Source organism: Daeguia caeni (assembly GCF_042653845.1).
Classification (GTDB): domain Bacteria; phylum Pseudomonadota; class Alphaproteobacteria; order Rhizobiales; family Rhizobiaceae; genus Brucella; species Brucella caeni.
In genome coordinates this window covers 31,292-57,570 of sequence record NZ_JBHSEL010000126.1, presented here as the reverse complement: position 1 = coordinate 57,570, position 26,279 = coordinate 31,292, and the positions used below count along the sequence as shown (strand labels likewise).

Here is a 26,279-nt window from a genome sequence, read left to right as displayed (position 1 = left end):
TGTCGGTGCTCGGCAGGATTGGCCCGCGGCTTTCCTCACCCTTCCTACGGTCCGGCACGATACGCCATATCGTGCTTTTCCGTTTCCGACCGGACATGACAGCAGAAACATGCAGGCGGTAGAGCAGCACTTCAACGCCCTGCAAGACACGGCAAGCCGCAACGGAAAACCCTATGCTACAGCATTGAGGCAGGCCGATCGTGACGGATACCCGTTTTTGACCCGAAACACCAGGAATTCAAGGAATTTGCAGCCCATTGCTGTCCGACGTGCTGCTATCTGATTTCAAGACCGCAGGAGACTGATCCTTCCGGCAAAGGATAGACCGCCTCACTATTCTGGCCGTCCGGATCGAACACGAAGGCGGCATGATAATCGGGATTGATAATGCGGATCAGGCCCGGCTTGCCATTACGGTCATAGCCCACCCAGTCGCCACATTCCACGACAGGTTCCATGCCGAGCAGCGCCGCATCATGAAAGGCGCGCGACCTTGGCATGCTGGAAACATTGAAGCCTATATGCTTGAGCCCTCAGAGCATCCTTCGACATATTTAAAAAATCTGCTCGGATGGAAGAAGAAGGGCAAGCTCATCGCGGCAGACAGAAACGCAGCATGAGCAACAGACTTCATTGGCAAAAGCAAAAGGGGAAGGCATGACCTTCCCCTTTCAATTTCTTTCTGGACTGTTGCCACGCTTACACGCGGCGCTCGACCATCATCTTCTTGATTTCGGCAATCGCCTTGGCCGGGTTCAATCCCTTCGGGCAGGTCTGCGCGCAGTTCATGATCGTATGGCAGCGATACAGACGGAACGGATCTTCCAGATTGTCCAGACGTTCGCCCTTGGCTTCGTCGCGGCTGTCGATCAGCCAACGATAGGCCTGCAGCAGGACAGCCGGGCCAAGATAGCGGTCGCCATTCCACCAGTAGCTTGGGCAGGAGGTGGAGCAGCAGGCGCACAGGATGCACTCATAAAGACCGTCGAGTTTCTGACGGTCTTCATGGCTCTGCAGCCATTCCTTCTGCGGTTCCGGCGAAACCGTCTTGAGCCAAGGCTCGATCGAACGGTGCTGGGCATAGAAGTGGTTGAGGTCTGGAACAAGATCCTTCACCACCGGCATGTGCGGCAGCGGATAGACCTTGATCGGCCCCTTGATGTCATCCATGCCCTTGGTGCAGGCGAGCGTGTTCGAGCCGTCAATATTCATGGCGCAGGAGCCACAAATACCTTCACGGCACGAACGGCGCAGCGTCAGCGTCGGATCGATCTTGTTCTTGATATAGAGCAGACCGTCCAGCACCATCGGACCGCAATCGTCACGATCGACAAAATAGGTGTCGATACGCGGATTTTCGTCATCATCTGGCGACCAGCGATAGATACGGAATTCCGTTACCCGCTTTGCGCCATCCGGACGCGGCCAGGTCTTGCCCTCTTTCGGGCGGGAATTCTTGGGAAGTGCGATTTCAACCATTGCTCTTTCCCTCGATTAGTAAACGCGCTTCTTCGGCGCAATCTTGGCCAGGCTAATGCCACCTTCCTCTTCCGGCGTGAGCGGATCGAGGTGAACACCACGATAGCCAAGGGTTACCTTGCCGTCTGGCGACAGCCAGGCCAGCGTATGCTTGCGCCAGTTGACGTCATCGCGTTCCGGATAGTCCTCACGCGCATGTGCGCCGCGGCTTTCATGACGGGCTTCGGCCGAAACAACGGTCGTGATGGCGTTGGCCATCAGATTGTGCAGTTCCAGCGTTTCCACCAGATCGGAGTTCCAGATCATCGAGCGGTCGGTGACCTTGATGTCCGGCAGCTCATGCCAGAGCTTTTCCATGCGCTCGCAACCCTGCTTGAGCGATTCCTCGGTACGGAACACGGCTGCATCTTCCTGCATGGTGCGCTGCATCTTTTCACGCAGCACTGCCGTCGGCGTCGAGCCATTGGCGTAACGAAGACGGTCGAAACGATCCATGATCTTTTCGCTTTCGGCTTCGTTGATGTCCGGGATCTTCGACTTGCGGTCGATGACCTGACCGGCGCGGATTGCGGCCGCACGGCCGAACACGACAAGGTCGATCAGCGAGTTCGAACCAAGACGGTTTGCACCGTGAACCGAAGCGCAGCCGGCTTCACCAACAGCCATCAGGCCCGGCTGGACGCGATCCGGATCATCCGCGGTCGGGTTCAGCACTTCACCCCAATAGTTGGTCGGAATGCCGCCCATATTGTAGTGAACCGTCGGCAGAACCGGGATCGGCTCCTTGGTCACATCAACGCCGGCAAAGATCTTGGCCGATTCGGAAATGCCTGGCAGGCGTTCATGCAGAACGGCTGGATCGAGGTGATCCAGATGCAGGTAGATGTGGTCCTTGTTCTTGCCAACGCCGCGGCCGGCACGGATTTCCATGGTCATGCAGCGCGAGACAACGTCACGCGAGGCAAGATCCTTGGCGGAAGGCGCATAGCGCTCCATGAAACGTTCGCCTTCGGAATTGACCAGATAACCACCTTCACCGCGCGCACCTTCGGTGATCAGGCAGCCTGCACCATAAATGCCGGTCGGGTGGAACTGAACAAATTCCATGTCCTGCAGCGGCAGGCCTGTACGTGCCACCATGCCGCCACCGTCGCCGGTGCAGGTATGGGCGGAGGTTGCCGAGAAATAGGCGCGGCCATAGCCACCCGTCGCCAGAACCACCATCTTGGCGGCAAAGCGATGGATCGTGCCGTCATCAAGGTTCCATGCGATCACGCCAGTGCACACACCGTCGGTCATGATCAGGTCAAGCGCAAAATACTCGATGAAAAACTGCGCATTGTTCTTGAGCGATTGACCATAGAGCGTATGCAGGATTGCGTGGCCGGTACGGTCGGCAGCAGCACAGGTGCGCTGTACCGGAGGACCATCGCCGAAGTTCTGCATATGACCGCCGAACGGGCGCTGATAGATCTTGCCATCTTCGGTACGTGAGAACGGCACGCCGTAATGTTCAAGCTCGTAAACGGCAGCAGGCGCTTCACGGGCGAGATATTCCATCGCATCGGTATCACCCAGCCAGTCCGAACCCTTCACCGTATCGTACATGTGCCACTGCCAGTGGTCAGGGCCCATATTGCGCAGCGAGGCGGCAATACCGCCCTGTGCCGCAACAGTGTGCGAACGGGTCGGGAAGACCTTGGTGATACAGGCCGTTTTCAGGCCCTGCTCGGCCATGCCGAGGGTGGCACGAAGGCCGGCACCGCCAGCACCAACCACGACAACATCAAACTTGTGATCGACAAAGGTATAGGCTTTGCCGCCCGCAGCCGGAGCCGCCATTTTTTCTGCACTAGCCATCGGGCTATCAACCTCCGAAGCTGAGCTTGAGGATCGCAAAGACACAGGCGAAACCAATCACCACCGCAAAGAAGGTGTTCAGCATCACTGCGACGATCTTCATGCCTTCGCTATGCACATAATCTTCGATAATGACCTGCATGCCCAGGCGCATGTGATAAACGCCGGTCAGGATGAACAGCGTCATGACAATAGCGGTAAAGGGATGCGAGAGAGCAGCCCGGACTTCCGCATAGCTTGCGCCATTCAGCGAAACCACCAGACCGATGAAAAACAGAACCAGAGGAACAAGTGCGACCGCACTCAGGCGCTGAAGCCAGAAATGGCCGGTTCCCTCCTTGGCCGAGCCAAGACCGCGAACCTTGCCAAGTGGCGTGCGCATATCCTTATTCAAACCGCTCATGAAAACAGTCCTCTTAGCGCACCGAATAGGCAACAATCCAGATGAGGATCGTGGCGACTACGGAAATAACAATGGAAGCCCACGCAATCTTGGAAGCAGTATGCTTTTCAAGCGCCGCGCCCGTATCCCAGATGAAGTGACGAATGCCGCCGACAAGATGGTGCAGCAATGCCCAGGTATAGCCAAACAGAACGAGACGGCCTATGAAGGACGAGAACAGCGCATTGACAGTATTGAAGCATTCTTCGCTGGCTGCAGCAGAAACAAGCCATGCTGCCAAGAGCAAGGTGCCAACATAAAGCGCGCCACCAGTAACGCGGTGAAGAATGGACATTGCCATGGTGATGGGCCACCGGTAGATGGACACATGCGGCGACAATGGACGCTGGCGTGTAACGGTCGGTTGAGACATGGCTTACCTGACGTTTTTCCCCGATTGCATCTTGCCCTGCACAGATCTGCGACCAAACCGGGGAGACATTTCCCGTTACCGGCTCGACGATCGAACTGACCCTGGAGTTTCTCCACTCCGAGACGGCGCGACCCATGACACAGGCCGGTCGTGACATACGACCTATCTGGCGCTTTCTACTTCGCTTTCTCCACGACGTCAAAGAGGCTTTTCATCAAAAGCCTAGCATTTAGTCGCACCTGAAGATAGAAAAATCCCCAGTTCCGGCATTCAAACGATTGAACACCGGAAACAGAAAAACATGAATAAAATCATCAGCTTTTATTATCCGGCCTAATTGCCGAATCGAATCACAAAGCTCGACCAGTCGGCAGCCGTTGCAATCTGCTCATAAAGCTTGCGACCATCCTCCGGAACGCGTGGCGCATTGAGGATCAGCTTCGACCAGCTGCGTTCTTCCGCCTTGTCTGCCAGCACATCAATCAGTGCCTTGGCAATGCCTTTGCCACGATGCTCATGATTGACGTAAATATGATCGACCTGACCGGCGCGCAGGCCGGTGACCGGCTCCGGCAGATCGTAATAGATGACAAAGCCGACCAGTTCGCCATCAACACGCGCGCCAAGGATTTCCGCCACACGATCCTGCAAAAGATGCTCGGCATAAAAATCGTCGGGGCGGCGCGGTGCGCCACGCTTCAAGGCCTGCGCATAATTGGCAAGCAGAGGCGCAAATTCATGCGCATCACGCAGATGAAGTTTCGCAATATCGACGGCATGCTCTTTGGTCATCGTATTTTCCCTGTTGTTTTCCGCGTGCTGACCAATGACTGGATGCGACGCAAACAAGTGCAACGCGATAGTAGTCGGCTGATGCGAGAAAGGTAAAGCGCGATTTTCCGCGTGCAGCAGAACCTGAATGCAAAGAAAAAGGCCGCCGAAACGCTTCGGCGGCCCGCAAGTTCCCGTTACGGGCAGATCAGTTCCACTCGCGAATATCGACGAAATGGCCGGCAATTGCGGCAGCCGCTGCCATGGCTGGCGATACCAGATGAGTGCGTCCCTTGAAGCCCTGACGGCCCTCGAAGTTACGATTCGAGGTCGACGCGCAACGCTCGCCCGGCTTCAGGCGGTCATCGTTCATGGCAAGGCACATGGAGCAGCCCGGCTCACGCCATTCAAAACCGGCTTCGATGAAGATCTTGTCCAGACCTTCGGCCTCTGCCTGCGCCTTGACCAGACCCGAACCCGGAACGATCATCGCATTGACGCCAGGCGCAACCTTCTTGCCCTTGGCCATGCGGGCTGCATCGCGCAGGTCTTCAATGCGGCCATTGGTGCAGGAACCGATGAAGACGCGATCGATCTTGATGTCGGTCATCTTGGTGCCCGGCTTCAGGCCCATATATTCCAGCGCGCGCCACTTGGATGCGCGCTTGGTTTCATCCTCGATTTCATCCGGATTCGGCACAACGCCCGTCACCGAGACAACGTCTTCCGGCGATGAGCCCCAGGAGACGATCGGCGTGATCTTGGTGGCGTCAATATCGACAATCTTGTCGAAATGCGCACCCTCGTCGGACTTCAACGTCCGCCAATAGGCAACAGCCTGTTCAAAGGCCTCGCCCTTCGGCGCACGCGGCCTGTCCTTGATATAGGCAAAGGTGATTTCGTCCGGCGCAATCAGGCCAGCGCGCGCACCACCTTCGATCGACATGTTGCAGACCGTCATGCGGCCTTCCATCGACAGGGCGCGGATCGCATCACCGGCATATTCGATCACATAGCCGGTACCGCCAGCCGTGCCGATTTCGCCAATGATGGCAAGCGCTATGTCCTTGGCAGTGACACCCGGAGCCACATGGCCATTCACACGCACCAGCATGTTCTTGGCCTTTTTCTGGATCAGGGTCTGGGTTGCCAGAACATGTTCCACTTCCGACGTGCCGATACCATGGGCAAGCGAACCAAAGGCACCATGGGTCGAGGTATGGCTGTCGCCGCAGACGATGGTCATGCCCGGCAGGGTGAAGCCCTGCTCCGGTCCGACGATGTGCACGACACCCTGACGGTGGTCACGCTCGGAATAATATTCAATGCCGAAATCGGCAGCGTTCTTGGCAAGCGCTTCAACCTGAATGCGGCTTTCCTCGTTCTTGATGCCGTTAAAGCGATCTGGCGAGGTCGGCACATTGTGGTCGACCACCGCCAGCGTCTTTTCAGGATGACGCACTTTACGGCCTGACATGCGCAGGCCCTCGAAAGCCTGTGGGCTAGTCACTTCGTGGACAAGATGACGATCAATATAAAGGAGGCAGGTACCATCTTCCTGCTGATCCACAACATGGTCGTCCCAAATCTTGTCATAAAGTGTACGCGTCGCGCTCATTACGGTCGTCCTTTGAACGATTCTGAAATCTGGCCGTCTATGCACCGAGATGGTGCTTTCGTCAAGAAATAGCAAGAGGAACAGGGTGTCGCAGCAATAATCTTGCGCAAAAGCCAGATTTCGGTACGAAATCCTGTTAAAACGCCATCACGGCCCGGCCGCCATGGCATTTGCTTCCGTCCCGGAGCAATCCAGATTTCCAATGAAAAGCTGAATTGCTCTGACATGTTGTTTTCCCGCAGTTCCGGACGGAAAACCGGTTCCCACTTTTCCTGGAACTGCTCTGGCACATCCTGACAAGATGGATCGGTCCACGGCAAGACCGCACGGATCATGTCAGCCATGCGAGAAAAAGGGCGGCCAAGGCCGCCCTTCATGAAAACTGAAAGTCAGGCAACGCCTGAGACTTATTCAGCAGCGTCCTTGGCGGCAGCAGCTGCAGCAGCGGCCTTTCTGTCACCTTCGCGTTCAGCCTTGGTGCGGTTGTCCTTCTTCTCGGAAATACGGGCAGCCTTACCAGTCAGACCACGCAAGTAGTAAAGCTTCGCACGGCGTACCTTACCGCGACGGACAACTTCAACGCCTTCAACGATCGGCGAGTAGACCGGGAATACGCGTTCAACGCCTTCGCCGTAGGAAATCTTGCGAACGGTGAAGTTTTCGTTGATGCCAGCACCCGAACGGGCAATGCAGACGCCTTCATAGGCCTGAACGCGGGTACGCGAACCTTCGGTAACGCGAACCTGAACACGAACCGTGTCACCTGGCTGGAAATCCGGAAGCTTGCGCTTTGCTTCGATCTTTGCTGCCTGTTCGGCTTCAAGCTGACGAATGATATCGGTCATCGTCGTACTCCTTCTTGAGTTCTTTTCAAACAGCCAGAGCGCTCTACGCTTGTCGCCCAGCATTGATCGCCGTTCGACTATGCCATTCAGGCAGGAGCGTTACACCATTTATTGGTTTGCGGATGTCGGGACGTGACCCAACTGGCCGGGGCAATACACCATTGCCGCGCATGAATCAATAGACAGCAGCAAAAGCGTGCTTTCCGTATCCTATCTGCCAATCCTGCCAAGATGCGTATCGCGGAAGCCGGTATCATATTTCAACCCAAAGCCAAGTGCGCGATCAACGCCGATATGCACCGCCCAGATCAGCGCAAGCAAATGGCAGATCGGCCAGCTCATGAACCAGCCAAGTACAGCCAGAAGCACAACACCAATCCAGCTATGGCAGATATTATAGATGATGGCCCCGAACCGGGCATCTTTCAGATAGGCAAGGAAGGACAGATCCGGCGCCAGAATGAAAATGGCAAACAGCCACCAGCTTGCACCACTCACCCAATAGGCACCGAGCGCCATCAGCGCCAGTGACAGACTTTCCAGACGCTGGATCAGATTCACTTTTGTTTGCTCCTCTCATAAGCCGCCCAGAGATCCGGTCGGCGCTCCCTTGTGATGCGCTCTGATTGTTCCAGACGCCATTTTGCGATCGCTCCATGATTGCCCGATGTCAGTACCTCAGGGATCGACCGCCCCTCCCATACCTGCGGACGGGTATAATGCGGATGTTCCAGAAGCCCGGTTTCAAAGCTTTCCGTCTCGCCCGATTCCCGATTGCCCATCACCCCCGGAATAAGCCGCACGACCGCATCGAGCAGGACTATGGCCGCTGTCTCGCCACCAGACAGGATGTAATCGCCAATCGACACTTCTTCGAGATTGCGGGCCTCGATCACGCGTTCATCAACGCCTTCGAAACGTCCGCACAGAATGATTGCGCCGGGGCCATCAGCCAGTTCGCGCACACGGCCCTGCGTCAGCCGCTTGCCGCGCGGCGTCATCAGCAGCATCGGCCGCTCATCGGCAACCGAATCCAGCGCACGTGCAACGACATCGGCCTTCATCACCATGCCCGCTCCGCCGCCAGACGGCGTGTCATCGACCATGCGATGCCTGTCTTGGGCAAAATCACGGATCTGCACGGTGTCAAGCTTCCATAAGCCTTCATTCAGGGCCTTGCCTGCCAGCGAAATGCCAAGCGGCCCCGGAAACATTTCCGGGTAAAGGGTCAGAACGGAAGCATGAAATGCGTCCTTGCCTGCATTGTTTCCAGCCTGTGATGTCATGCCTTGCCCGGCTTCTTGCCCAGTCGACGCTCTTCTTCAATATCGTCATCCGAAATCAGACCAGCGGCATAGGGTTCGACCAGAATCGTTCCCTTTTCAAAATCGATTTCCGGCACGGCAGCTTCAGTGAAGGGGATCAGCATCGGACGCTTGCCTTTTTCGGTAAGCTCTATCAGATCGCCGCCGCCAAAGTCAAACAGCGCACTGATCACTCCCCACGACTTGCCCGTCGCATCAAAGGCTTCCAACCCGATCAGGTCAGTCTGGTAATATTCATCTTCTTCCAGCTCATCATCGGGAAGCTGCGAGCGGTCGATGAACAGCTCCATCCCATTCAGCAGTTCAGCCGCATTGCGGTCATTGATGCCCTTGAAGCGCACGATCACGACCTTCTTGGACGGGCGCACCTCAAGGATTTCATAGCTTCTGCCCTGCTTGTCATAGAGCAGACCATAATCGGCAATCGCAAGCGGATCGGCGGTAAAGGGCTTTACCCGCACTTCGCCACGCGTGCCATGCGCTCCACCAATGACAGCAAGCAGGAGCGGATTTTCGAGACCGGGCATGATGAACCTTCTTCTGGCTTTGCTGGTTTCTTCGCTTAGCGAATTCAATGCGTCGCGCCAACAAAAATACTTGCCTTGCACTCTGTCAAATGCAACCGGACAGTAACTTATCCCTGTCAGACTGCCGGAACAATGTTTGAAGTACTGGCTCAGACCCATGACCACAGCAAATGAAATCCTGATTCCCGCCCGGCCTGACCTTGCCGCGGCGCGTGAGGAATGGCTGAAAACGCTGAAGGATACGCGCCGTCTGTCGGCCAATACGATCACCGCCTATGAACGCGACACGCGGCAGTTCCTGATTTTCCTGACCAGCCACTTGGGCAAGCCGCCTGCGCTGAAAGACGTCTCCAGCCTGCGCGTGGCGGATCTGCGCTCCTTCCTTGCCAGCCGTCGCAATGAGGGGGTAGGTGCCAGAACGCTTGGCCGGGAGCTTGCCGGCGTGCGCTCACTCCTGCGCCATCTTGAACGGCGCGGGCTTGCCAATGCCGCCGGTGCCAGCGCCATACGTGCGCCGCGCCAACCCAAATCCCTGCCCAAACCGCTGACGGCCGAAGACGCAAAACGTGTGGTCGAATTTGACAGTCAGACGGCCGAAGAACCATGGATCGCAGCGCGCAATGCCGCCGTGCTGACGCTGCTTTATGGTTGCGGCCTGCGCATTTCCGAAGCGCTTGGCCTGATGGGCGATGCACTGCGTGATCCGACAGAAGCCTCCATCACCATCAAGGGCAAAGGCGGAAAATCACGTCTGGTGCCCATATTGCCTGTAGTGCATCGCGCGGTGAATGAATATCGCAGGCTTTGTCCCTATGATCTGTCAGCGGACAAGCCGCTGTTTCGCGGCGCCAGGGGCGGCGTGCTGCACCAGGCCATCATCCAGCGCGAAATGCAGAAAATGCGCGGAGCCCTTGGCCTTCCAGACAACGCCACGCCCCATGCGCTGCGCCATTCCTTCGCCACCCATCTGCTCGGCCGTGACGGAGATCTGCGCACAATCCAGGAACTGCTTGGCCATGCCAGCCTGTCCACCACGCAGGTCTATACCGGCGTCGATACGCAAAGACTGCTGGACATCTATGACAGGGCGCATCCGCGCGCCTGAACACGGCCAATGGAAAAGGCCCGCATGAAGCGGGCCTGGACATTCTGGAATTTGAGAGCCGATTACATGTGGATCGGCTTGGCAAAGGTTGCCAGGGCCGATTCACGCACGGCTTCCGACATGGTCGGATGTGCATGGCAGGTGCGGGCCAGATCTTCCGAAGAACCGCCAAATTCCATCAGAACGGCCAGCTCGTGGATCATTTCACCGGCATTGTAACCGAGAATATGCGCACCCAGAACGCGATCCGTTGCCTTGTCGGCCAGAATCTTCACAAAGCCATCCGTATGCAGCATGGCACGCGCACGACCATTGGCGGTGAATGGGAACTTGCCGACCTTGTATTCAATACCGGCGGCTTTCAGTTCTTCTTCGGTCTTGCCAACCGAGGCCACTTCCGGCTGCGTATAGACAACACCCGGAATGACGTCGAAATTCACGTGGCCGGCCTGACCGGCAATGATTTCGGCAACGGCAATGCCTTCGTCTTCGGCCTTGTGCGCCAGCATCGGGCCCTTGACCACGTCGCCAATGGCATAAATGCCTTCGACATTGGTACGCCAATGATCGTCAATCGCCACGCGGCCGCGTTCATCAACGGCAATGCCAGCTTCCTGCAGGCCCAGACCATCCGTGTAAGGACGGCGGCCGGTTGCGATCAGAACGGCATCGGCTTCAATGGTTTCGGCATTGCCACCCTTGACCGGCTCGAAGGTCACCTTCGCTCCCTTGCCAGCCTTTTCAACAGCGGTAACCTTGGCGGACAGCTTGAAGGTCATGCCCTGCTTTTCCATCAGGCGCTGGAACTGCTTGGAGACTTCACCATCCATCGTGCCCAGGACCTTGTCGAGATATTCGACAACCGTAACCTTGGCGCCAAGGCGCGACCAGACAGAGCCAAGTTCCAGACCAATGACGCCGCCGCCAACAACGACCAGGCTTTCCGGAACCTTGTCAAAGGCAAGTGCCCCGGTTGAAGAAACGATGACCTTCTCGTCAATTTCGACATTGACGCCCGGAATGCCGGCCACATCCGAACCGGTTGCAATGATGATGTTCTTCGCTTCGATTTCCTGAACCGAGCCATCTTCCGCGGTCACTGCAACCTTGCCCTTGGCGAGGATCTTGCCGGTGCCGATGTAAGGGGTGATCTTGTTCTTCTTGAACAGGAATTCAACGCCACTGACATTGGCCTTCACGGTCGCGTCCTTGTGCGCCTGCATCTTGGCCAGATTGAGCTTTGGCGCGCCGACTTCAACGCCAAGCGCATCGAATGAATGGGCGGCTTCTGCATAGACTTCCGAAGCATGCAGCAATGCCTTGGACGGGATGCAGCCGACATTGAGACAGGTGCCGCCAAAGGTTTTACGCTTTTCCACAACAGCAACCGAAAGACCAAGCTGGGCAGCCTTGATTGCGGCGACATATCCGCCAGGGCCTGTGCCGATGACAACCACATCGTAAGACATCGATTTTTCCTTCTTCTCTTGTCTTATTGGGATCAGCAGAACCAATCCGCACATTCATTCAAACAGACGGCATGACCGCAAGGCGGATCATGCAATTCCTTCACCTTTTCATTCGTCTTCCGGCATACATCCCCGAAAGCGGAATACTTCCCATTGCAGCATCTTTTCCGGTTTTGCCGCACCGAAATCATAGCCATCGAGCGCCGTCACCAGATCCGGCAACAGGATTGCCTGGGCTGCTGGCTCGTCGCCCTTTGGCAAAAGCCCTGCCTCCGCCCCATCCTTCAGTGCATAGACGACATTTTGCCAAACGCTGCAATCATCCAGGTCTTCAGGATTGCTCCCATTGCCCTTGCAATTGAAAGTCACCAGCGCATAGGGGCGTGCAATGCCCTCCTCAGGCCAGACAACGACGCCAGACAGTTTGAATTCCGGCTTGTCTTTGACCGTAATGGTGAACTCATTGGTTGGCGCCGGTGACATTTTAAGCGAATTTTCCTGCTGCGGCCGGAATGTCAGCTCATAAGTATCATCATGATCCTGATAGATGGCGCGACTCTGCGTGCAGGCAGCCTGCACAACCGACGAGAACAGCGAAAGCGCAACGGCAGTTGCCGCAGTAACCTTCATGAGCCTTTTCGTAGCATTCATCTGTCGGTCTCCTCAACCATTGCCAGCAGCGAATCCTGAGATCCAAGACTACCCGACGCTATTGCTTACATAGCCTTTTCCGTAGCCAGTTTCATCCCCAATGCGATGAAGACAACACCGCTGGTTCTGTCGATCCATTTTGATGCCCGCGTAAAGACAGCACGCATTTTCGGCGTTGTCATGAAACAGCTCACACCAACGAACCACAGGATCAGCGTCATGGCCATGACAATACCATAACCGAGTTTCACTTCGGTTGGTGTGTGAACACTCACAACCGTCGAGAAGATCGACAGGAAGAAAAACACGGCTTTCGGATTGAGCGCATTCGCCGCAAAACCCAGGCTGAAGGCCTTCACGATACTCTGCTTTTTGCGTGGCAGCACCGCCGGCACCTCAACATCAATCTTTGCCGTGCCAGCCTTGAGCGCCTTCACCCCGATAAAGACGAGATAGGCAACACCGCACCATTTGACGATATTGAACAGATAGATGGACTGCGAAATGATCAGTCCCAGGCCAAGCACCGTATATGTGACATGCATCATCAGGGCCGTGCCGATGCCGAAACTGGTGATGACCGCCTCGCGCCGTCCATGTACCAGAGACTGGCGTATCACCATGGCCAGATCAGCACCCGGCGAAACGACGGCAAGAGCGAAGATGGCCATCAAGGATGCAAGCTCAAACAGATAGGAATGCATCGCGTCCTCGCTGAATGCCTTTGATCCGCTGCAATCTACTGGATCAGCGCCACGAACATGACCGCCAATCCCGCCATTGAACCAAGCCAGACCAGTGAACGGATATAGGGAATGCCCGCAAGATAGAGCGGAATATAGGCAAAGCGGCAAATGAACCACGCCCAGGCGCCATGAATGCCCCATGCCGGCGCATTGTCCCTGATCGCAAGTGCCAGAGCAAGCGCCAGAAAGGCTGGATATGTCTCGCGGAAATTATTGAATGCCCGCGCCGCACGTCCGGCCAGGATTCCCTGCGGCTTCAGCCCCCCGTCACGTGGCCCGGCATTCCAGTCAAGACCAAGTTCCCGTGTCGCCAGCGTGCTTTGCAGAACGATATGAATCGCCAGCAGAACAACACTCCATCCGACAAGCGTCAGATATGGCGGCGAAGAGAAAAGGGCTGGTTCCAAATTCAACTCCGGTTGCCCAAACATCTTGTTTTCACAGCTCCGAACGAAAACCGGTACCCACTTTTCCTGGAACTGCGATAAAACCTGCCCGGCCAGATGCCGGGCAGGCTACTCTGTCATGAATCAGAGATCGAGGACGAGGCGTTCCGGATCTTCCAGGCTTTCCTTGACGCGGACGAGGAAGGTCACGGCTTCCTTGCCGTCAACGATGCGGTGGTCATAGGACAGGGCAAGATACATCATCGGACGGATGACGATCTGGCCACCAACGACGACCGGACGTTCCTGGATCTTGTGCATGCCGAGAATGCCCGACTGCGGCGCATTCAGGATCGGCGTGGACATCAGCGAACCGTAAACGCCACCATTGGTAATGGTAAACGTTCCACCCTGCATGTCGGCCATCGACAACGTGCCTTCACGCGCAGCTTTTGCCAGACGGGCCAGTTCCTTTTCGATTTCGGCAATCGACATCTGGTCGGCATCACGGATAACCGGAACAACCAGACCCTTGTCCGTACCGACAGCCATGCCGATATGGGCGAAGTTCTTGTAGATGATGTCGGTGCCGTCGATTTCAGCGTTAACGGCCGGCAGTTCCTTCAGGGCATGGGTGACAGCCTTGGTGAAGAAGCCCATGAAACCAAGCTTGACGCCATGCTTCTTCTCGAACACGTCCTTGTAACGCTTGCGCAGATCCATGACGGCGCTCATGTCGACTTCGTTGAAAGTCGTGAGCATTGCAGCCGTGTTCTGGGCATCCTTCAGGCGCTTTGCGATCGTCTGGCGCAGACGGGTCATCTTCACGCGTTCTTCGCGGGCTGCATCCTCAGCCGGGGAAGCCGGACGTGCGGCAGCCGGGGCGGCAGCCGGAGCAGCCGAAATGCCCTTGGCGATTGCATTGAGCACATCACCTTTCAGGATCTGGCCGCGCTTGCCGGTGCCTTCAACCTGAGCAGCCGAAAGGCCGCTTTCAGCCAGAAGCTTCGCTGCGGCAGGGGCCGGCTGCATGGCCGGGCCAGACGATGCCGAAGCAACAGGCGCAGCAGCCGCTGCAGGGGCTGCGGCAGCTGGCGCTTCAGCTGCTTTCGGTGCGGCGGCAGCGGCGGCTGCATCGCCGGAAATCTGACCGAGCAGCGCCCCAACGCCGACAGTGTCGCCTTCCTTGGCGGTGATTTCCGCCAGAACACCGGCAGCTGGTGCCGGAACTTCGACGGTCACCTTGTCGGTTTCCAGTTCCACCAGCGGTTCATCGGCGGCAATGGCGTCGCCAACCTTCTTGAACCACTTGCCGATGGTTGCCTCGGTAACGGACTCTCCAAGCGTTGGTACGCGGATTTCGGTAGCCATGGTTTTATCTTCCGTTGATCTTAAGTCTATGGTTCGTAGCGGTTCTGGCTGGCATTATGAGCCCAGCGCATCCTCAAGGAAAGCAGCGAGCTGTGCAAGATGCTTCGACATCAAGCCAGTTGCAGGCGATGCAGCAGCCGGGCGGCCGGTGTAGCGCACGCGCTTATGCTTGGCGTCGATATGGGCCAGAACCCATTCCAGATACGGATCGATATACGACCACGCACCCATGTTCTTTGGCTCTTCCTGGCACCAGACGATTTCCGCCTGACGGAAGCGCGACAATTCATTGATGAGCGCCTTGGCCGGGAACGGATAGAGCTGTTCAACGCGCAGGAGGTAGATATCATCAATACCACGCTTTTCGCGTTCTTCGAACAGATCGTAATAGACCTTGCCCGTACACAGGACGACCCGACGGATCTTGGCGTCCTTGACGAGCTTGATGCCCTCATCGCCTTCCTTGTTGTACTGCGCATCGTCCCACAGCAGACGATGGAACGAAGACTCGCCCGACAGTTCAGCCAGCGTCGATACGGCGCGCTTGTGGCGCAGCAGCGACTTCGGCGTCATCAGGATCAGCGGCTTGCGGAAGTCGCGCTTCAGCTGGCGACGCAGGATATGGAAGTAGTTGGCTGGCGTCGTGCAGTTTGCGACCTGCATGTTGTCTTCAGCGCACAGCTGCAGATAACGTTCCAGTCGTGCCGAGGAATGTTCCGGACCCTGGCCTTCATAACCATGCGGCAGAAGGCAGACCAGACCCGACATGCGCAGCCACTTGCTTTCAGCCGACGAAATGAACTGGTCGAACACGACCTGCGCACCGTTTGCGAAGTCGCCGAACTGGGCTTCCCACAGCACCAGCGCACGCGGATCGGACAGCGAATAGCCATATTCGTAGCCAAGCACGGCTTCTTCCGAAAGCATCGAGTTGATGGCTTCGTAAATCGCCTGCCCTTTCTGAAGATTGTTCAGCGGGATGTAGCGTTCCTGTGTGACCTGGTCATAGAGAACGCTGTGACGCTGCGAGAAGGTGCCGCGTTCAACGTCCTGACCCGACAGGCGGATCGGATGACCTTCAAGCGCCAGCGAACCGAAGGCCAGAGCTTCAGCCGTTGCCCAGTCGATGCCCTCGCCGGTTTCGATCATCTTGGCGCGGTTGTCGAGGAAGCGCTGGATGGTGCGGTGGACATTGAAGCCCTGCGGAACCTCAACCAGCTTCCTGCCGATTTCCTTCAGCGTCTTCATCGGAACGGCGGTCTTGCCGCGGCGCTGTTCGTCAGCATTGTCGGCTGCGCGCAGACCTGCCCATGCGCCGTCGAACCAGTCAGCCTTGTTCGGCTTGTAGGTCTGGCCGGCCTCGAATTCGGCTTCGAGCTTTTCACGCCATTCGGCACGCATGCGATCAATGTCGGCCTGCGTGATCAGACCTTCGGCGATCAGCTTTTCGCCATAGATCTGAACCGTGGTCTTGTGCGAACGGATCGCCTTGTACATCAGCGGCTGGGTGAAGGACGGCTCGTCGCCTTCATTGTGACCGAAGCGGCGATAGCAGAACATGTCCACAACGACCGGCTTGTGGAAGGTCATGCGGAATTCGGTCGCAACCTTGGCGGCGAAAACAACGGCTTCCGGATCATCACCATTGACGTGGAATACCGGTGCTTCAACCATCTTCGCAACGTCGGACGGATATGGCGACGAGCGCGAGAAGGCCGGATTGGTGGTGAAACCGATCTGGTTGTTGATGATGAAGTGAACCGTACCGGCAACGCGATGGCCGCGCAGACCAGACAGGCCAAGACATTCGGCAACAACGCCCTGACCGGCAAATGCGGCGTCACCATGGATGAGCAGCGGCAGAACCTTTGCGCGCTCCGTCAACGGTACCATGTCGTCGCGGGTACGGCCAACCAGCAGATCCTGCTTGGCGCGGGCCTTGCCCATGACAACCGGATTGACGATTTCAAGGTGCGACGGGTTTGCCGTCAGCGACAGGTGAACCTTGTTGCCATCAAATTCACGGTCGGACGAAGCACCCAAGTGGTACTTCACATCGCCCGAACCTTCCACATCGTCAGGCGCGAACGAACCGCCCTTGAACTCATGGAAGATTGCGCGGTGCGGCTTGCCCATGACCTGCGACAGCACGTTGAGACGACCGCGGTGCGCCATGCCGAGCACGACTTCCTTCAGGCCAAGCTGGCCGCCGCGCTTGATGATCTGTTCAAGCGCCGGGATGAGCGATTCACCGCCATCCAGACCAAAGCGTTTGGTGCCCTTGTACTTGACGTCGAGGAACTGTTCGAAACCTTCAGCCTCGATCAGCTTGGCCAGAATGGCCTTCTTGCCTTCCGGCGTGAAGGCAACCTTCTTGTCCGGGCCTTCGATACGTTCCTGAATCCATGCCTTTTCGGCCGGATCGGAAATGTGCATGAATTCAACGCCGATCGTACCGCAATAGGTGCGCTTCAGTATATCGAGCATTTCCGGCACGGTCGCATATTCAAGACCGAGCACATTATCGATGAAGATCTTGCGATCATAATCAGCCGGCGTGAAACCATAGGTCGATGGTTCCAGCTCATTATGGTCATTTGGCTTTTCAGCCAGACCCAGTGGATCGAGATTGGCGTGCAGATGGCCGCGCATACGATAGGCGCGGATCATCATGATGGCGCGAACGCTGTCACGTGCAGCCCGGGCAATCTCCTCAGCGGTGAGCGGCGCGCCGGAAGCCCCCTTGGCTTCTCCCTTGGCAGCCTTACCCTTGAGCTTGTCGGTCACGTGTTTTTCGACTTCAGCCCAGTTGCCATCGAGCGCGGAAACCAGTTCACCATTTTCTGCGATTGGCCAATTCTTGCGCTCCCAGGAGGCACCCTGGGCGTTTTTCTTCACGTCTTCGGGATTGTCTCCGAGACTTGCAAAGAACTCGCGCCATTCTGGAGCGACCGAATTCGGATCGTCTTCGAAGCGGGCGTAGAGCTCCTCAATATAATCAGCGTTACCGCCATAGAGGAACGAGGTGAGGGCGAAAACGTCGTTGGCTTCTTCCTGCCTTGCCATAGCCTACCCGGAGCAATGCTCCGTCTCCTTATCAGCGGCTCATTTTGCGGAGGATCGGACTGATCCTTTGCCGCCTGGGCGGAACCGCCTACAGCCCGGGCGAAAATCTTTCAAACCGGAGACAGCTTACGCCTCCGTGGGCATCATACCCCTTATATCAAACCCGGCGGCGGCTCGCGCCGCCACCGGGATCATTCACTTATATCTGGTCTCAGCCCTTGAGAACTTCAACCAGCGTCTTGCCAAGCTGAGCCGGCGACGGCGAAACGCGGATGCCAGCCGATTCCATGGCTTCGATCTTGTCTTCTGCACCGCCCTTGCCGCCGGAGATCACGGCGCCGGCATGGCCCATGGTGCGTCCGGCCGGAGCCGTACGGCCAGCGATGAAGCCAACCATTGGCTTCTTGCGGCCACGCTTGGCCTCGTCCTTGATGAACTGTGCAGCTTCTTCTTCAGCCGAACCGCCGATTTCACCGATCATGACGATCGACTGGGTTTCGTCATCCGCCAGGAACATTTCCAGAATGTCGATGAACTCGGTGCCCTTGACCGGGTCGCCGCCGATACCGACAGCCGTGGTCTGGCCGAGACCTTCATTAGAGGTCTGGAACACGGCCTCATAGGTGAGCGTGCCGGAACGCGAAACGACGCCAACAGAACCCTTCTTGAAGATGTTGCCCGGCATGATGCCGATCTTGCATTCTTCAGGGGTCAGGATGCCTGGGCAGTTCGGGCCAAGCAGACGCGAATTCGAGCGGTCGAGACGTTCCTTGACGCGAACCATGTCCATGACCGGAATGCCTTCGGTGATGCACACGATGAACGGAATTTCCGCATCGATTGCCTCGATGATTGCCTCTGCAGCACCTGCAGGCGGAACATAGATCACGGAAGCGGTTGCACCGGTGCGTTCCTTGCCTTCGGCAACGGAGGCAAAGATCGGCAGCGTTTCACCCTTGGAGCCGGTCCAGGTTTCGCCACCCTTCTTCGGATGAATACCACCAACCATCTGCGTGCCGTAATAGGCAAGCGCCTGTTCGGTGTGGAAAGTGCCGGTCTTGCCGGTCAGGCCCTGTACGAGAACCTTGGTGTCCTTGTTTACGAGAATGGCCATGCCTTAAGCCCCCTTCACTGCAGCGACGATCTTCTTCGCCGCATCATCGAGATCGTCAGCCGAAATGACATTCAGGCCAGACTCGTTGATGATCTTCTTGCCGAGATCGACATTGGTGCCTTCGAGACGGACAACAAGCGGAACCTTGAGGCCAACTTCCTTGACGGCAGCGATCACGCCTTCAGCAATGACATCGCACTTCATGATGCCGCCGAAGATGTTGATCAGAATGCCCTTCACAGCCGGATCAGCCGTGATGATCTTGAATGCAGCCGTCACCTTCTCCTTGGAAGCGCCGCCGCCAACATCGAGGAAGTTGGCAGGCTCTGCGCCATAGAGCTTGATGATGTCCATGGTTGCCATGGCCAGACCGGCGCCATTGACCATACAGCCGATATTGCCGTCGAGCGCAACATAGGCGAGGTCATATTTCGAAGCTTCAACTTCCTTCGGATCTTCTTCGGTCAGGTCGCGCAGTTCAACGATGTCCGGATGACGGAACAGGGCGTTGTTGTCGAACGAAACCTTGGCGTCGAGAACGCGCAGGCGACCATTCTTCATGACGATCAGCGGGTTGATCTCCAGAAGGCTCATGTCCTTTTCGGTGAAGGCCTTGTAGAGGATCGGGAACAGCTTCAGACCGTCTTCGCGTGCCTCGCCTTCAAGCTTCAGCGCATCGGCGAGCTTGTTGGCGTCTTCTTCGGTCACGCCGGTTGCCGGATTGATCGCAAGCGTCACGATCTTTTCCGGGGTCTCCTCGGCAACGGTTTCAATATCCATGCCGCCTTCGGTCGAAACGACGAAGGCCGGACGGCCAACGCTGCGGTCGATCAGAAGCGAGAGATAGAGTTCGCGATCAATGTCGGCACCGTCTTCGATGTAAAGGCGGTTTACCTGCTTGCCAGCAGGGCCGGTCTGCTTGGTGACCAGCGTATTGCCGAGCATTTCCTTGGCATTGGCAACCACTTCCTCGATCGATCTCGCCAGGCGGACACCGCCCTTTGCATCTGGTCCGAGTTCCTTGAACTTACCCTTGCCGCGGCCGCCAGCATGGATCTGGCTCTTTACGACATAAAGCGGTCCTGGAAGCGTCTTTGCCCACTCTTCCGCCTGTTCGACGGAATAGACAGCTACACCATTGGCGATTGGTGCGCCGTAACTGTGCAGCAGGCGCTTGGCCTGGTATTCATGAATGTTCATCTGGTTGCCCTCTGCAGTTTCCCGGTGCGTTTACGTACCGGTACGGATTGACAGCCGGAAAAGGCCGGAACCTGCGCCCGCAGATACCGGCCTTGTCAGGAGATTATTTCAGGGACGGTGCAATACCGATGCAGGCTTCGCAAAGACCTGCGACAGATGCAACCGACTTGTCGAACTGTTCTTTTTCTTCCTTGTTGAGATCGATTTCGATGACGCGTTCAACGCCATTTGCACCAATGACAACCGGAACGCCGACATACATGTCCTTCACGCCATATTCGCCATTGAGCTGAGCGGCGACCGGCATGACGCGCTTCTTGTCCTTGAGATAGGATTCAGCCATTGCGATGGCCGAGGCGGCCGGTGCATAGAAGGCAGAACCGGTCTTGAGCAGACCAACGATTTCTGCGCCACCATCACGGGTGCGCTGGATGATCTTGTCGAGCTTGTCCTGGCTGGTCCAGCCCATCTTGACCAGATCCGGCAGCGGAATGCCGGCAACGGTCGAGTAACGGGCAAGCGGAACCATGGTGTCGCCGTGACCACCAAGAACGAATGCGGTGACATCTTCAACCGAAACATTGAATTCTTCGGCGAGGAAGTAACGGAAGCGGGCGGAGTCCAGAACGCCAGCCATGCCGACAACCTTGCTGGCCGGCAAGCCGGAGAACTTCTGCAGCGCCCAGACCATCGCGTCGAGCGGGTTGGTGATGCAGATGACGAAAGCGTTCGGAGCATATTTCTTGATGCCTGCGCCAACCTGTTCCATCACCTTGAGATTGATGCCCAGAAGGTCGTCGCGGCTCATGCCCGGCTTGCGCGGCACGCCTGCGGTGACGATAACAACATCTGCACCTTCAATGGCTGCATAATCGTTGGCGCCGACATATTTTGCATCGAAGCCATCAACCGGGGAAGATTCAGCGATATCCAGCCCCTTGCCCTGCGGAAGACCTTCCGCAATATCAAAAAGGACGACGTCGCCCAGTTCCTTCAGGCCAGCAAGATGAGCGAGCGTGCCGCCGATCATGCCAGAGCCGATGAGGGCAATCTTGTTGCGTGCCATGATTGTTTCTTTCCTCAAAATTCGATCCAGAAACGCATGAAGCCCTCCGGTTTCCTCCCCGGAAACGCCTACGCGCTGAAGATGCGAGATATGCCTCTTTTGAAAGAAAAACAACTCATTATTTTATGATCAATATTTTCAATCGTTTAGAATTATATTTTCTTACGTAAACGTCAATTTTTGCAGCAAAATAGAGGCAAAATCCAGCTCTCCGCCATCGCATCACCAAATGGCGGCAGATCTTCAGACAAAGCTAAGGGTTGCAGCCTGGCTGCAATGGCAGCCATCACGGATACATGCTCAAGGCGCAACCCGCATCTCCCGCAGCCGATGCCGGAAACGGATCCGACCCGCCTCCCGGGCACTTACCTGACCTCCCAAAACCTCCAGGGCTTGATGAGGTGTGCAACTGTTGACCAGACAATTTTATAATGTCGCTACAAAAGCGTCAAATCACGGTTTTCAGGCGGTAGCCCTGTCGGCGATGGCGTCGAGATATTCCGCGCTCTGCATTTCAAACAGACGCGAGGCGGTGCGATCAAATTCAAAGGCTTCCGTGCCGGAACGGGCGATATAGAGCTTTTCCGGCTGTGCCTCTGCCGAAATGAACAGACGCGCATGATTGTCATAGAGAACATCGATGAGCAGGATGAAGCGCTTGGCCTCATTGCGGCGTGCATGATCAAGCACCGGCACATCATCGACAAACAGCGTCGGATAGCGCTTCACGATCGCAATATAATCCGACGCGCCCAGCGGATTGCCGCAAAGCTCCTCAAAACTGAAGCGAGCAGCACCCGGAACCGCATGGCGAATTTCAATGTCGCGCCCCTTGATGTGAATAACATCCGGCCGTTCTTCTGCACCATTCTTCTGCGCCTGCCAGGCCGCATCCATGCGCTGGCGCGTTTCCGCATTGAGCGGCGTCAGATAGACTGGCTGGCGATCGAGTTTTTCCAGACGGTAATCGGTGCGTGAATCGAGATTGATCACGTCGACATGCGCCTTGAGAATGTCCACGAAAGGCAGGAAGAGCTGGCGATTGAGTCCATCGCGATAGAGATTGTCGGGCGCCACGTTCGATGTTGCGATCAGCACCACGCCCCGTTCGAACAAGGCCTTGAACAGACGTGACAGGATCATCGCATCGGCAATGTCGGTGACAGTGAATTCATCAAAACACAGAACCCAGGATTCCGTGCTCAGCGCATCGGCAACGGGTGGAATCGGATCGTCCTGTTTGGTCTCGCCGCGCTTGTGCGCCTGACGATGCGCATAGATGCGTTCATGCACATCGGCCATGAAATCATTGAAATGGGCGCGGCGCTTGCGTTCGATCGGCAGAAGCCGGAAAAACATGTCCATCAGCATGGTCTTGCCGCGGCCAACCTCGCCATGCACATAAAGCCCCTTCACTGCCGCTGCCAATGCCTTGCGCCGGCCAAACAGCCAGCCCAATGCGCTCGACTTGCGCGACAGACGCACAGTGCAGATGTCTTCTATCAGCCTGTCATAGCGCTCGGTCAGTTCCAGCTGGGCCGGGTCAAGATTGACCTCGCCAGCCGCAACCATTGCATCATAATGTTCGCGAACAGACGGGAATGCCTTCAGATGACCGTCAAAGGACATGGTTGCTTCCGATGAATTTGCACAAATGGAGCCTGACAATGGCCAGGCTCTATTTTCAGATCACAAGGCTCTGCGCAAGGCAAATTGCGCAAGGCAGCCGCAAACTGCATTGCGCAGGCAATGATTCATATCGCCATCAAGACGGCACAGAATACGCAGGACTTAGCGCGAAAGGGTCAGCGCCTGACCACCGCTGGTCTGGCCATTGAAGCTGCCTGGGCCGGTGGCATAAAGCGTTGCGACGGTGCCGCCCGCGCCATCATAAAGCGTGAGCTGTTTGCCATTGACCGCCCACGAGGCAAGATTGCCGAGTTCGCCCGGGCAGCGCAGCGGACCTGCGCGGTAGCCCTGGCCATATTTGGTCTGCGGCGTTGCGATCTTGCAGCTCTGACCGCCCAGCGAAGCCGTCCAGACGCCGGCAACCGCGCCCGGCGTCAGATCCGGAGCCGATGCGGGTGGCAGGCTTGCAATCTGGGTATCACCCGGCTGACCGGCCGGATTGGTCTGCGGCGCTTCCGGGAACGTCGCCGGAGAGCTGAGATCTCCCTTCTGGACCGTGCCGGAAGGTGCCGGCGCAAGAGGGGCTGCCGGTGCAGACGGTATAGGCGGGCTATAGGAATCGTCCATCCGGGCGCTCTGGCAACCAGCCAGAATGACCCCGACAGCAGCCAGGCTGAGCAAGCTCTTCGCGGAAACTCCCATATTCTTCTCCATATCCATCGTTATGCCCCATCATGACTGCGAAACATGAAACTGCGCTTGAAACGCCGATTTCCGCGGATCGATGGTGTAATGTGAACGATATTGAACCGATAAAATGGCTATATGGTTAAAAAATCAACATTTTCACGAAGCAAAATTGTGGCGCATTCCGTTCCTCGACCAATTTTCGTCAACCCGTGCTGTTTTTGCCTCATCTCTTCGCCAAAGCGTGATCACACCATGCAGGCGGAAAGCTGCGCCCGGTACTGGCAATTTGCAGAGTTTTCCTCCATATAGTCGCCCAAACAAGCTGTATCAGGATCATTCGTCGCCCGGTGCGATGAAGCATAACGGAACCATGACAGACATGGCCAACAAGGCAAATTTCGCTAAGATGAACGGACTCGGCAATCAGATCATCGTTGCCGACATGCGCGCGCGCGCCGACTGCATCACGGCGCAGGCTGCAATCCGTCTGGCAGGCGAAAGCGATACTGCCTTTGACCAGATCATGGCCATCCATGATGCACGCACGCCCGGCACCGATTACTACATCACCATCATCAATTGCGACGGCACGGAAGCACAGGCTTGTGGCAATGGTACGCGCTGTGTCGTACAATGGCTTGCCAATGAAAGCGGCAAACGCAATTTCACCTTTGAAACCCGCGCCGGAATCCTGACCGCCAGCGAACATGAAGATGGTCTGATCAGTGTTGACATGGGCATACCGCGTTTCGGCTGGCAGGACATTCCCCTTGCAGCAGCGGTTGCAGACACGCGCTCCATTGATCTGCAGGCAGGCCCGACCGATGCGCCGGTATTAAAATCACCATCGATAGTCTCCATGGGCAATCCGCACGCAATCTTCTGGGTTGATAATGACGTCTGGTCCTATGCGCTGGACGAATATGGCCCTGCCCTGGAACATGACCCGATCTTCCCGGAACGTGCCAATATATCCATCGCCCATGTGCGCACGCCGGAACTGATTGACCTGCGTACATGGGAGCGCGGCGCGGGCCTTACGCGCGCTTGCGGCTCTGCGGCATGTGCTGCCGCCGTTTCTGCCGCACGCACCGGACGCACCCAACGCACGGTGACGGTCAACGTTCCGGGTGGTCCCTTGAAGATTGAATGGCGCGAGGACGATCACGTCATGATGACCGGCCCGGCCGAATGGGAATTTGACGGCATATTCGACCCGGAAACGGGTGAATGGAGCCGCATTGCCTCACCAGACAGAGGTGCAGCCTGATGGCGGTCGAAATCGTCACATTCGGATGCCGTCTCAACACCTATGAATCCGAGGTGATGAAACGGGAAGCGGATGCCGCAGGCCTTGGCACGCTTGAGGATGGCGCCATCATCTTCAACACCTGTGCCGTAACCAGCGAGGCCGTGCGTCAGGCGCGTCAGGCCATCCGCAAGGCACGGCGTGAAAATCCCAATGCGCGCATCATTGTCACCGGCTGCGCAGCGCAGACCGAGGCGCAAAACTTCGCCAATATGGAAGAAGTGGATCTGGTCCTCGGCAATGAGGAAAAGCTGAAGGCCAATTCCTATCGCATGCTGCCGGATTTCGGCGTGAACCAGTTTGAAAAGGTGCGCGTCAACGACATCATGGAAGTGCGTGAAACGGCAAGCCACATGGTGGATGCCATTGAAGGCCGTGCACGCGCCTTCGTGCAAGTGCAAAATGGCTGCGACCATCGCTGCACCTTCTGCATCATCCCCTATGGTCGCGGCAATTCGCGATCCGTCCCGATGGGCGCCGTGGTGGAACAGATCAGGCGCCTTGTCGACAATGGCTATGCCGAAGTGGTGCTGACCGGCGTGGACATGACTTCCTATGGCCCGGATCTGCCCGGAAACCTGCGCCTTGGCAAACTGGTCAAGACGATTCTGGCGCAGGTGCCGGATCTGCAGCGTCTGCGCCTGTCGTCCATCGACTCCATCGAGGCCGATGATGATCTGATGGATGCCATTGCCAATGAAAAGCGCCTGATGCCGCATCTGCATCTGTCACTGCAGTCAGGCGACAACATGATCCTGAAACGCATGAAGCGACGGCATCTGCGCGATGATTCCATCCGCTTCTGCGAAACGGTACGCGCCCTTCGCCCCGATATTGTCTTCGGTGCAGACATTATTGCCGGTTTTCCGACGGAAACCGAAGCAATGTTTGAAAACTCGCTCAGAATCGTTGAGGAGTGCGGCCTCACCCATCTGCATGTCTTCCCCTACAGCCCGCGCGAGGGCACACCGGCAGCGCGCATGCCGCAAGTGCGCCGTGAAGTGGTCAAGGAACGTGCGGCCCGCCTGCGCGCCTGCGGCGATCAGGCCTACAAGAAACACCTTGCTGCACTCCAGGGCACAAGACAGCGCCTCCTGATTGAAAAGGAAGGTATTGCCCGTACGGAAGGTTTTACGCTTGCAGCCGTCGAAGAAGGTTTGCCCGGAACGATTGTTGACCATATTGTAACGGGCAATGATGGTGAAAAGCTCATCACGCGGGCAGTAACGGCCTAAAG

At 56.8% G+C, this 26,279-nt stretch carries 26 protein-coding genes; 3 read left to right on the top strand and 23 right to left on the bottom strand.

All coding sequences use genetic code 11. From position 1 onward, the window contains the following. Positions 1 to 275: 275 nt before the first annotated feature. The 12 genes from ACFO1V_RS15100 to rimM all read right to left on the bottom strand — a co-directional run bounded on the left by ACFO1V_RS15100 (position 276) and on the right by rimM (position 9,240). Entirely contained in the window at positions 276 to 500 is a 225-nt protein-coding gene (locus tag ACFO1V_RS15100; RefSeq protein ID WP_374830665.1) for a VOC family protein, read from the bottom strand. A 199-nt stretch (positions 501 to 699) separates the two neighbouring features. Next, positions 700 to 1,479, bottom strand: a complete 780-nt coding sequence (locus tag ACFO1V_RS15095) for a succinate dehydrogenase iron-sulfur subunit (RefSeq protein WP_374830663.1) — start codon at positions 1,477 to 1,479, stop codon at positions 700 to 702. 15 nt (positions 1,480 to 1,494) lie between these two features. Beyond that, the gene (gene sdhA / locus ACFO1V_RS15090) at positions 1,495 to 3,339 is read right to left on the bottom strand and encodes a succinate dehydrogenase flavoprotein subunit (protein ID WP_374830661.1); all 1,845 of its coding nucleotides are present in this window, start codon (positions 3,337 to 3,339) and stop codon (positions 1,495 to 1,497) included. Positions 3,340 to 3,346: 7 nt separating this feature from the next. Continuing rightward, positions 3,347 to 3,742, bottom strand: a complete 396-nt coding sequence (sdhD, locus tag ACFO1V_RS15085) for a succinate dehydrogenase, hydrophobic membrane anchor protein (RefSeq protein ID WP_374830659.1) — start codon at positions 3,740 to 3,742, stop codon at positions 3,347 to 3,349. A 13-nt stretch (positions 3,743 to 3,755) separates the two neighbouring features. Next, positions 3,756 to 4,154 carry a succinate dehydrogenase, cytochrome b556 subunit gene (gene sdhC, locus ACFO1V_RS15080; protein ID WP_374830657.1) on the bottom strand — a complete coding sequence of 133 codons (399 nt, stop codon included), beginning with the start codon at positions 4,152 to 4,154 and terminating at the stop codon, positions 3,756 to 3,758. A gap of 333 nt (positions 4,155 to 4,487) precedes the next feature. After that, the gene (locus ACFO1V_RS15075; protein WP_374830655.1) at positions 4,488 to 4,946 is read right to left on the bottom strand and encodes a GNAT family N-acetyltransferase; all 459 of its coding nucleotides are present in this window, start codon (positions 4,944 to 4,946) and stop codon (positions 4,488 to 4,490) included. Positions 4,947 to 5,133: 187 nt separating this feature from the next. Then, positions 5,134 to 6,543 (bottom strand): 3-isopropylmalate dehydratase large subunit, encoded by a 1,410-nt coding sequence (leuC, locus tag ACFO1V_RS15070; protein WP_374830653.1) that lies wholly within the window; start codon positions 6,541 to 6,543, stop codon positions 5,134 to 5,136. Next, a complete protein-coding gene (locus ACFO1V_RS15065) occupies positions 6,543 to 6,920 on the bottom strand; it encodes a hypothetical protein (protein WP_374830651.1) in 378 nt (125 codons plus the stop codon). The genes leuC and ACFO1V_RS15065 overlap by 1 nt, the downstream gene beginning before the upstream one ends. A gap of 30 nt (positions 6,921 to 6,950) precedes the next feature. Further along, positions 6,951 to 7,388, bottom strand: coding sequence for a 50S ribosomal protein L19 (gene rplS / locus ACFO1V_RS15060; protein WP_374830649.1), 438 nt, complete (start codon positions 7,386 to 7,388; stop codon positions 6,951 to 6,953). A gap of 210 nt (positions 7,389 to 7,598) precedes the next feature. After that, a complete protein-coding gene (locus ACFO1V_RS15055; protein WP_374830647.1) occupies positions 7,599 to 7,949 on the bottom strand; it encodes a DUF4260 domain-containing protein in 351 nt (116 codons plus the stop codon). Further along, positions 7,946 to 8,674 carry a tRNA (guanosine(37)-N1)-methyltransferase TrmD gene (trmD, locus tag ACFO1V_RS15050; protein ID WP_374830645.1) on the bottom strand — a complete coding sequence of 243 codons (729 nt, stop codon included), beginning with the start codon at positions 8,672 to 8,674 and terminating at the stop codon, positions 7,946 to 7,948. The genes ACFO1V_RS15055 and trmD overlap by 4 nt, the downstream gene beginning before the upstream one ends. Continuing rightward, positions 8,671 to 9,240: a ribosome maturation factor RimM gene (rimM, locus tag ACFO1V_RS15045; RefSeq protein ID WP_374830643.1), complete on the bottom strand. Its 570-nt coding sequence runs from the start codon at positions 9,238 to 9,240 to the stop codon at positions 8,671 to 8,673. The genes trmD and rimM overlap by 4 nt, the downstream gene beginning before the upstream one ends. Positions 9,241 to 9,397: 157 nt before the next feature. Here rimM and ACFO1V_RS15040 point away from each other — a divergent pair, with 157 nt between their 5' ends. Then, the gene (locus ACFO1V_RS15040; protein WP_374830641.1) at positions 9,398 to 10,345 is read left to right on the top strand and encodes a tyrosine recombinase XerC; all 948 of its coding nucleotides are present in this window, start codon (positions 9,398 to 9,400) and stop codon (positions 10,343 to 10,345) included. A gap of 62 nt (positions 10,346 to 10,407) precedes the next feature. Here ACFO1V_RS15040 and lpdA read toward each other — a convergent pair whose 3' ends face one another. The 11 genes from lpdA to ACFO1V_RS14985 form a co-directional block, all read right to left on the bottom strand. After that, positions 10,408 to 11,814, bottom strand: a complete 1,407-nt coding sequence (gene lpdA / locus ACFO1V_RS15035) for a dihydrolipoyl dehydrogenase (protein ID WP_374830639.1) — start codon at positions 11,812 to 11,814, stop codon at positions 10,408 to 10,410. A gap of 108 nt (positions 11,815 to 11,922) precedes the next feature. Further along, on the bottom strand, positions 11,923 to 12,465 hold the full coding sequence (locus ACFO1V_RS15030; RefSeq protein WP_374830637.1) for a hypothetical protein: 543 nt from the start codon (positions 12,463 to 12,465) through the stop codon (positions 11,923 to 11,925). Positions 12,466 to 12,530: 65 nt separating this feature from the next. Then, complete coding sequence (locus ACFO1V_RS15025; protein ID WP_374830635.1) at positions 12,531 to 13,169, bottom strand: LysE family translocator; 639 nt, start codon at positions 13,167 to 13,169, stop codon at positions 12,531 to 12,533. Positions 13,170 to 13,204: 35 nt separating this feature from the next. Further along, positions 13,205 to 13,618 (bottom strand): MAPEG family protein, encoded by a 414-nt coding sequence (locus ACFO1V_RS15020; protein WP_374830633.1) that lies wholly within the window; start codon positions 13,616 to 13,618, stop codon positions 13,205 to 13,207. Between the two features lie 123 nt (positions 13,619 to 13,741). Further along, positions 13,742 to 14,968, bottom strand: coding sequence for a 2-oxoglutarate dehydrogenase complex dihydrolipoyllysine-residue succinyltransferase (odhB, locus tag ACFO1V_RS15015; protein WP_374830631.1), 1,227 nt, complete (start codon positions 14,966 to 14,968; stop codon positions 13,742 to 13,744). A gap of 54 nt (positions 14,969 to 15,022) precedes the next feature. Further along, the gene (locus ACFO1V_RS15010; RefSeq protein WP_374830629.1) at positions 15,023 to 18,034 is read right to left on the bottom strand and encodes a 2-oxoglutarate dehydrogenase E1 component; all 3,012 of its coding nucleotides are present in this window, start codon (positions 18,032 to 18,034) and stop codon (positions 15,023 to 15,025) included. A gap of 211 nt (positions 18,035 to 18,245) precedes the next feature. Next, complete coding sequence (gene sucD / locus ACFO1V_RS15005) at positions 18,246 to 19,148, bottom strand: succinate--CoA ligase subunit alpha (protein WP_374830627.1); 903 nt, start codon at positions 19,146 to 19,148, stop codon at positions 18,246 to 18,248. Positions 19,149 to 19,151: 3 nt separating this feature from the next. Next, the gene (sucC, locus tag ACFO1V_RS15000; RefSeq protein ID WP_374830625.1) at positions 19,152 to 20,348 is read right to left on the bottom strand and encodes an ADP-forming succinate--CoA ligase subunit beta; all 1,197 of its coding nucleotides are present in this window, start codon (positions 20,346 to 20,348) and stop codon (positions 19,152 to 19,154) included. 103 nt (positions 20,349 to 20,451) lie between these two features. Continuing rightward, entirely contained in the window at positions 20,452 to 21,414 is a 963-nt protein-coding gene (mdh, locus tag ACFO1V_RS14995) for a malate dehydrogenase (RefSeq protein WP_374830623.1), read from the bottom strand. Between the two features lie 462 nt (positions 21,415 to 21,876). Continuing rightward, positions 21,877 to 23,043, bottom strand: a complete 1,167-nt coding sequence (gene zapE, locus ACFO1V_RS14990) for a cell division protein ZapE (RefSeq protein ID WP_374830621.1) — start codon at positions 23,041 to 23,043, stop codon at positions 21,877 to 21,879. A gap of 162 nt (positions 23,044 to 23,205) precedes the next feature. After that, on the bottom strand, positions 23,206 to 23,745 hold the full coding sequence (locus ACFO1V_RS14985) for a protease inhibitor Inh/omp19 family protein (protein ID WP_374830619.1): 540 nt from the start codon (positions 23,743 to 23,745) through the stop codon (positions 23,206 to 23,208). Between the two features lie 367 nt (positions 23,746 to 24,112). Here ACFO1V_RS14985 and dapF point away from each other — a divergent pair, with 367 nt between their 5' ends. Beyond that, entirely contained in the window at positions 24,113 to 25,003 is an 891-nt protein-coding gene (gene dapF, locus ACFO1V_RS14980) for a diaminopimelate epimerase (protein ID WP_374830798.1), read from the top strand. Then, positions 25,003 to 26,277, top strand: a complete 1,275-nt coding sequence (gene mtaB, locus ACFO1V_RS14975; protein ID WP_374830617.1) for a tRNA (N(6)-L-threonylcarbamoyladenosine(37)-C(2))-methylthiotransferase MtaB — start codon at positions 25,003 to 25,005, stop codon at positions 26,275 to 26,277. The genes dapF and mtaB overlap by 1 nt, the downstream gene beginning before the upstream one ends. Positions 26,278 to 26,279 lie beyond the last annotated feature (2 nt).

Coding starts and splice junctions, on each gene's coding strand:
- ACFO1V_RS15100 (WP_374830665.1), bottom strand. CDS start 500: ATGCCAAGGTCGCGCGCCTTTCATGATGCGGCGCTGCTCGGCATGGAA.
- ACFO1V_RS15095 (WP_374830663.1), bottom strand. CDS start 1,479: ATGGTTGAAATCGCACTTCCCAAGAATTCCCGCCCGAAAGAGGGCAAG.
- sdhA (WP_374830661.1), bottom strand. CDS start 3,339: ATGGCTAGTGCAGAAAAAATGGCGGCTCCGGCTGCGGGCGGCAAAGCC.
- sdhD (WP_374830659.1), bottom strand. CDS start 3,742: ATGAGCGGTTTGAATAAGGATATGCGCACGCCACTTGGCAAGGTTCGC.
- sdhC (WP_374830657.1), bottom strand. CDS start 4,154: ATGTCTCAACCGACCGTTACACGCCAGCGTCCATTGTCGCCGCATGTG.
- ACFO1V_RS15075 (WP_374830655.1), bottom strand. CDS start 4,946: ATGACCAAAGAGCATGCCGTCGATATTGCGAAACTTCATCTGCGTGAT.
- leuC (WP_374830653.1), bottom strand. CDS start 6,543: ATGAGCGCGACGCGTACACTTTATGACAAGATTTGGGACGACCATGTT.
- ACFO1V_RS15065 (WP_374830651.1), bottom strand. CDS start 6,920: ATGAAGGGCGGCCTTGGCCGCCCTTTTTCTCGCATGGCTGACATGATC.
- rplS (WP_374830649.1), bottom strand. CDS start 7,388: ATGACCGATATCATTCGTCAGCTTGAAGCCGAACAGGCAGCAAAGATC.
- trmD (WP_374830645.1), bottom strand. CDS start 8,674: ATGACATCACAGGCTGGAAACAATGCAGGCAAGGACGCATTTCATGCT.
- rimM (WP_374830643.1), bottom strand. CDS start 9,240: ATGCCCGGTCTCGAAAATCCGCTCCTGCTTGCTGTCATTGGTGGAGCG.
- ACFO1V_RS15040 (WP_374830641.1), top strand. CDS start 9,398: ATGACCACAGCAAATGAAATCCTGATTCCCGCCCGGCCTGACCTTGCC.
- lpdA (WP_374830639.1), bottom strand. CDS start 11,814: ATGTCTTACGATGTGGTTGTCATCGGCACAGGCCCTGGCGGATATGTC.
- ACFO1V_RS15030 (WP_374830637.1), bottom strand. CDS start 12,465: ATGAATGCTACGAAAAGGCTCATGAAGGTTACTGCGGCAACTGCCGTT.
- ACFO1V_RS15025 (WP_374830635.1), bottom strand. CDS start 13,169: ATGCATTCCTATCTGTTTGAGCTTGCATCCTTGATGGCCATCTTCGCT.
- odhB (WP_374830631.1), bottom strand. CDS start 14,968: ATGGCTACCGAAATCCGCGTACCAACGCTTGGAGAGTCCGTTACCGAG.
- ACFO1V_RS15010 (WP_374830629.1), bottom strand. CDS start 18,034: ATGGCAAGGCAGGAAGAAGCCAACGACGTTTTCGCCCTCACCTCGTTC.
- sucD (WP_374830627.1), bottom strand. CDS start 19,148: ATGGCCATTCTCGTAAACAAGGACACCAAGGTTCTCGTACAGGGCCTG.
- sucC (WP_374830625.1), bottom strand. CDS start 20,348: ATGAACATTCATGAATACCAGGCCAAGCGCCTGCTGCACAGTTACGGC.
- mdh (WP_374830623.1), bottom strand. CDS start 21,414: ATGGCACGCAACAAGATTGCCCTCATCGGCTCTGGCATGATCGGCGGC.
- zapE (WP_374830621.1), bottom strand. CDS start 23,043: ATGTCCTTTGACGGTCATCTGAAGGCATTCCCGTCTGTTCGCGAACAT.
- ACFO1V_RS14985 (WP_374830619.1), bottom strand. CDS start 23,745: ATGGGAGTTTCCGCGAAGAGCTTGCTCAGCCTGGCTGCTGTCGGGGTC.
- dapF (WP_374830798.1), top strand. CDS start 24,113: ATGGCCAACAAGGCAAATTTCGCTAAGATGAACGGACTCGGCAATCAG.
- mtaB (WP_374830617.1), top strand. CDS start 25,003: ATGGCGGTCGAAATCGTCACATTCGGATGCCGTCTCAACACCTATGAA.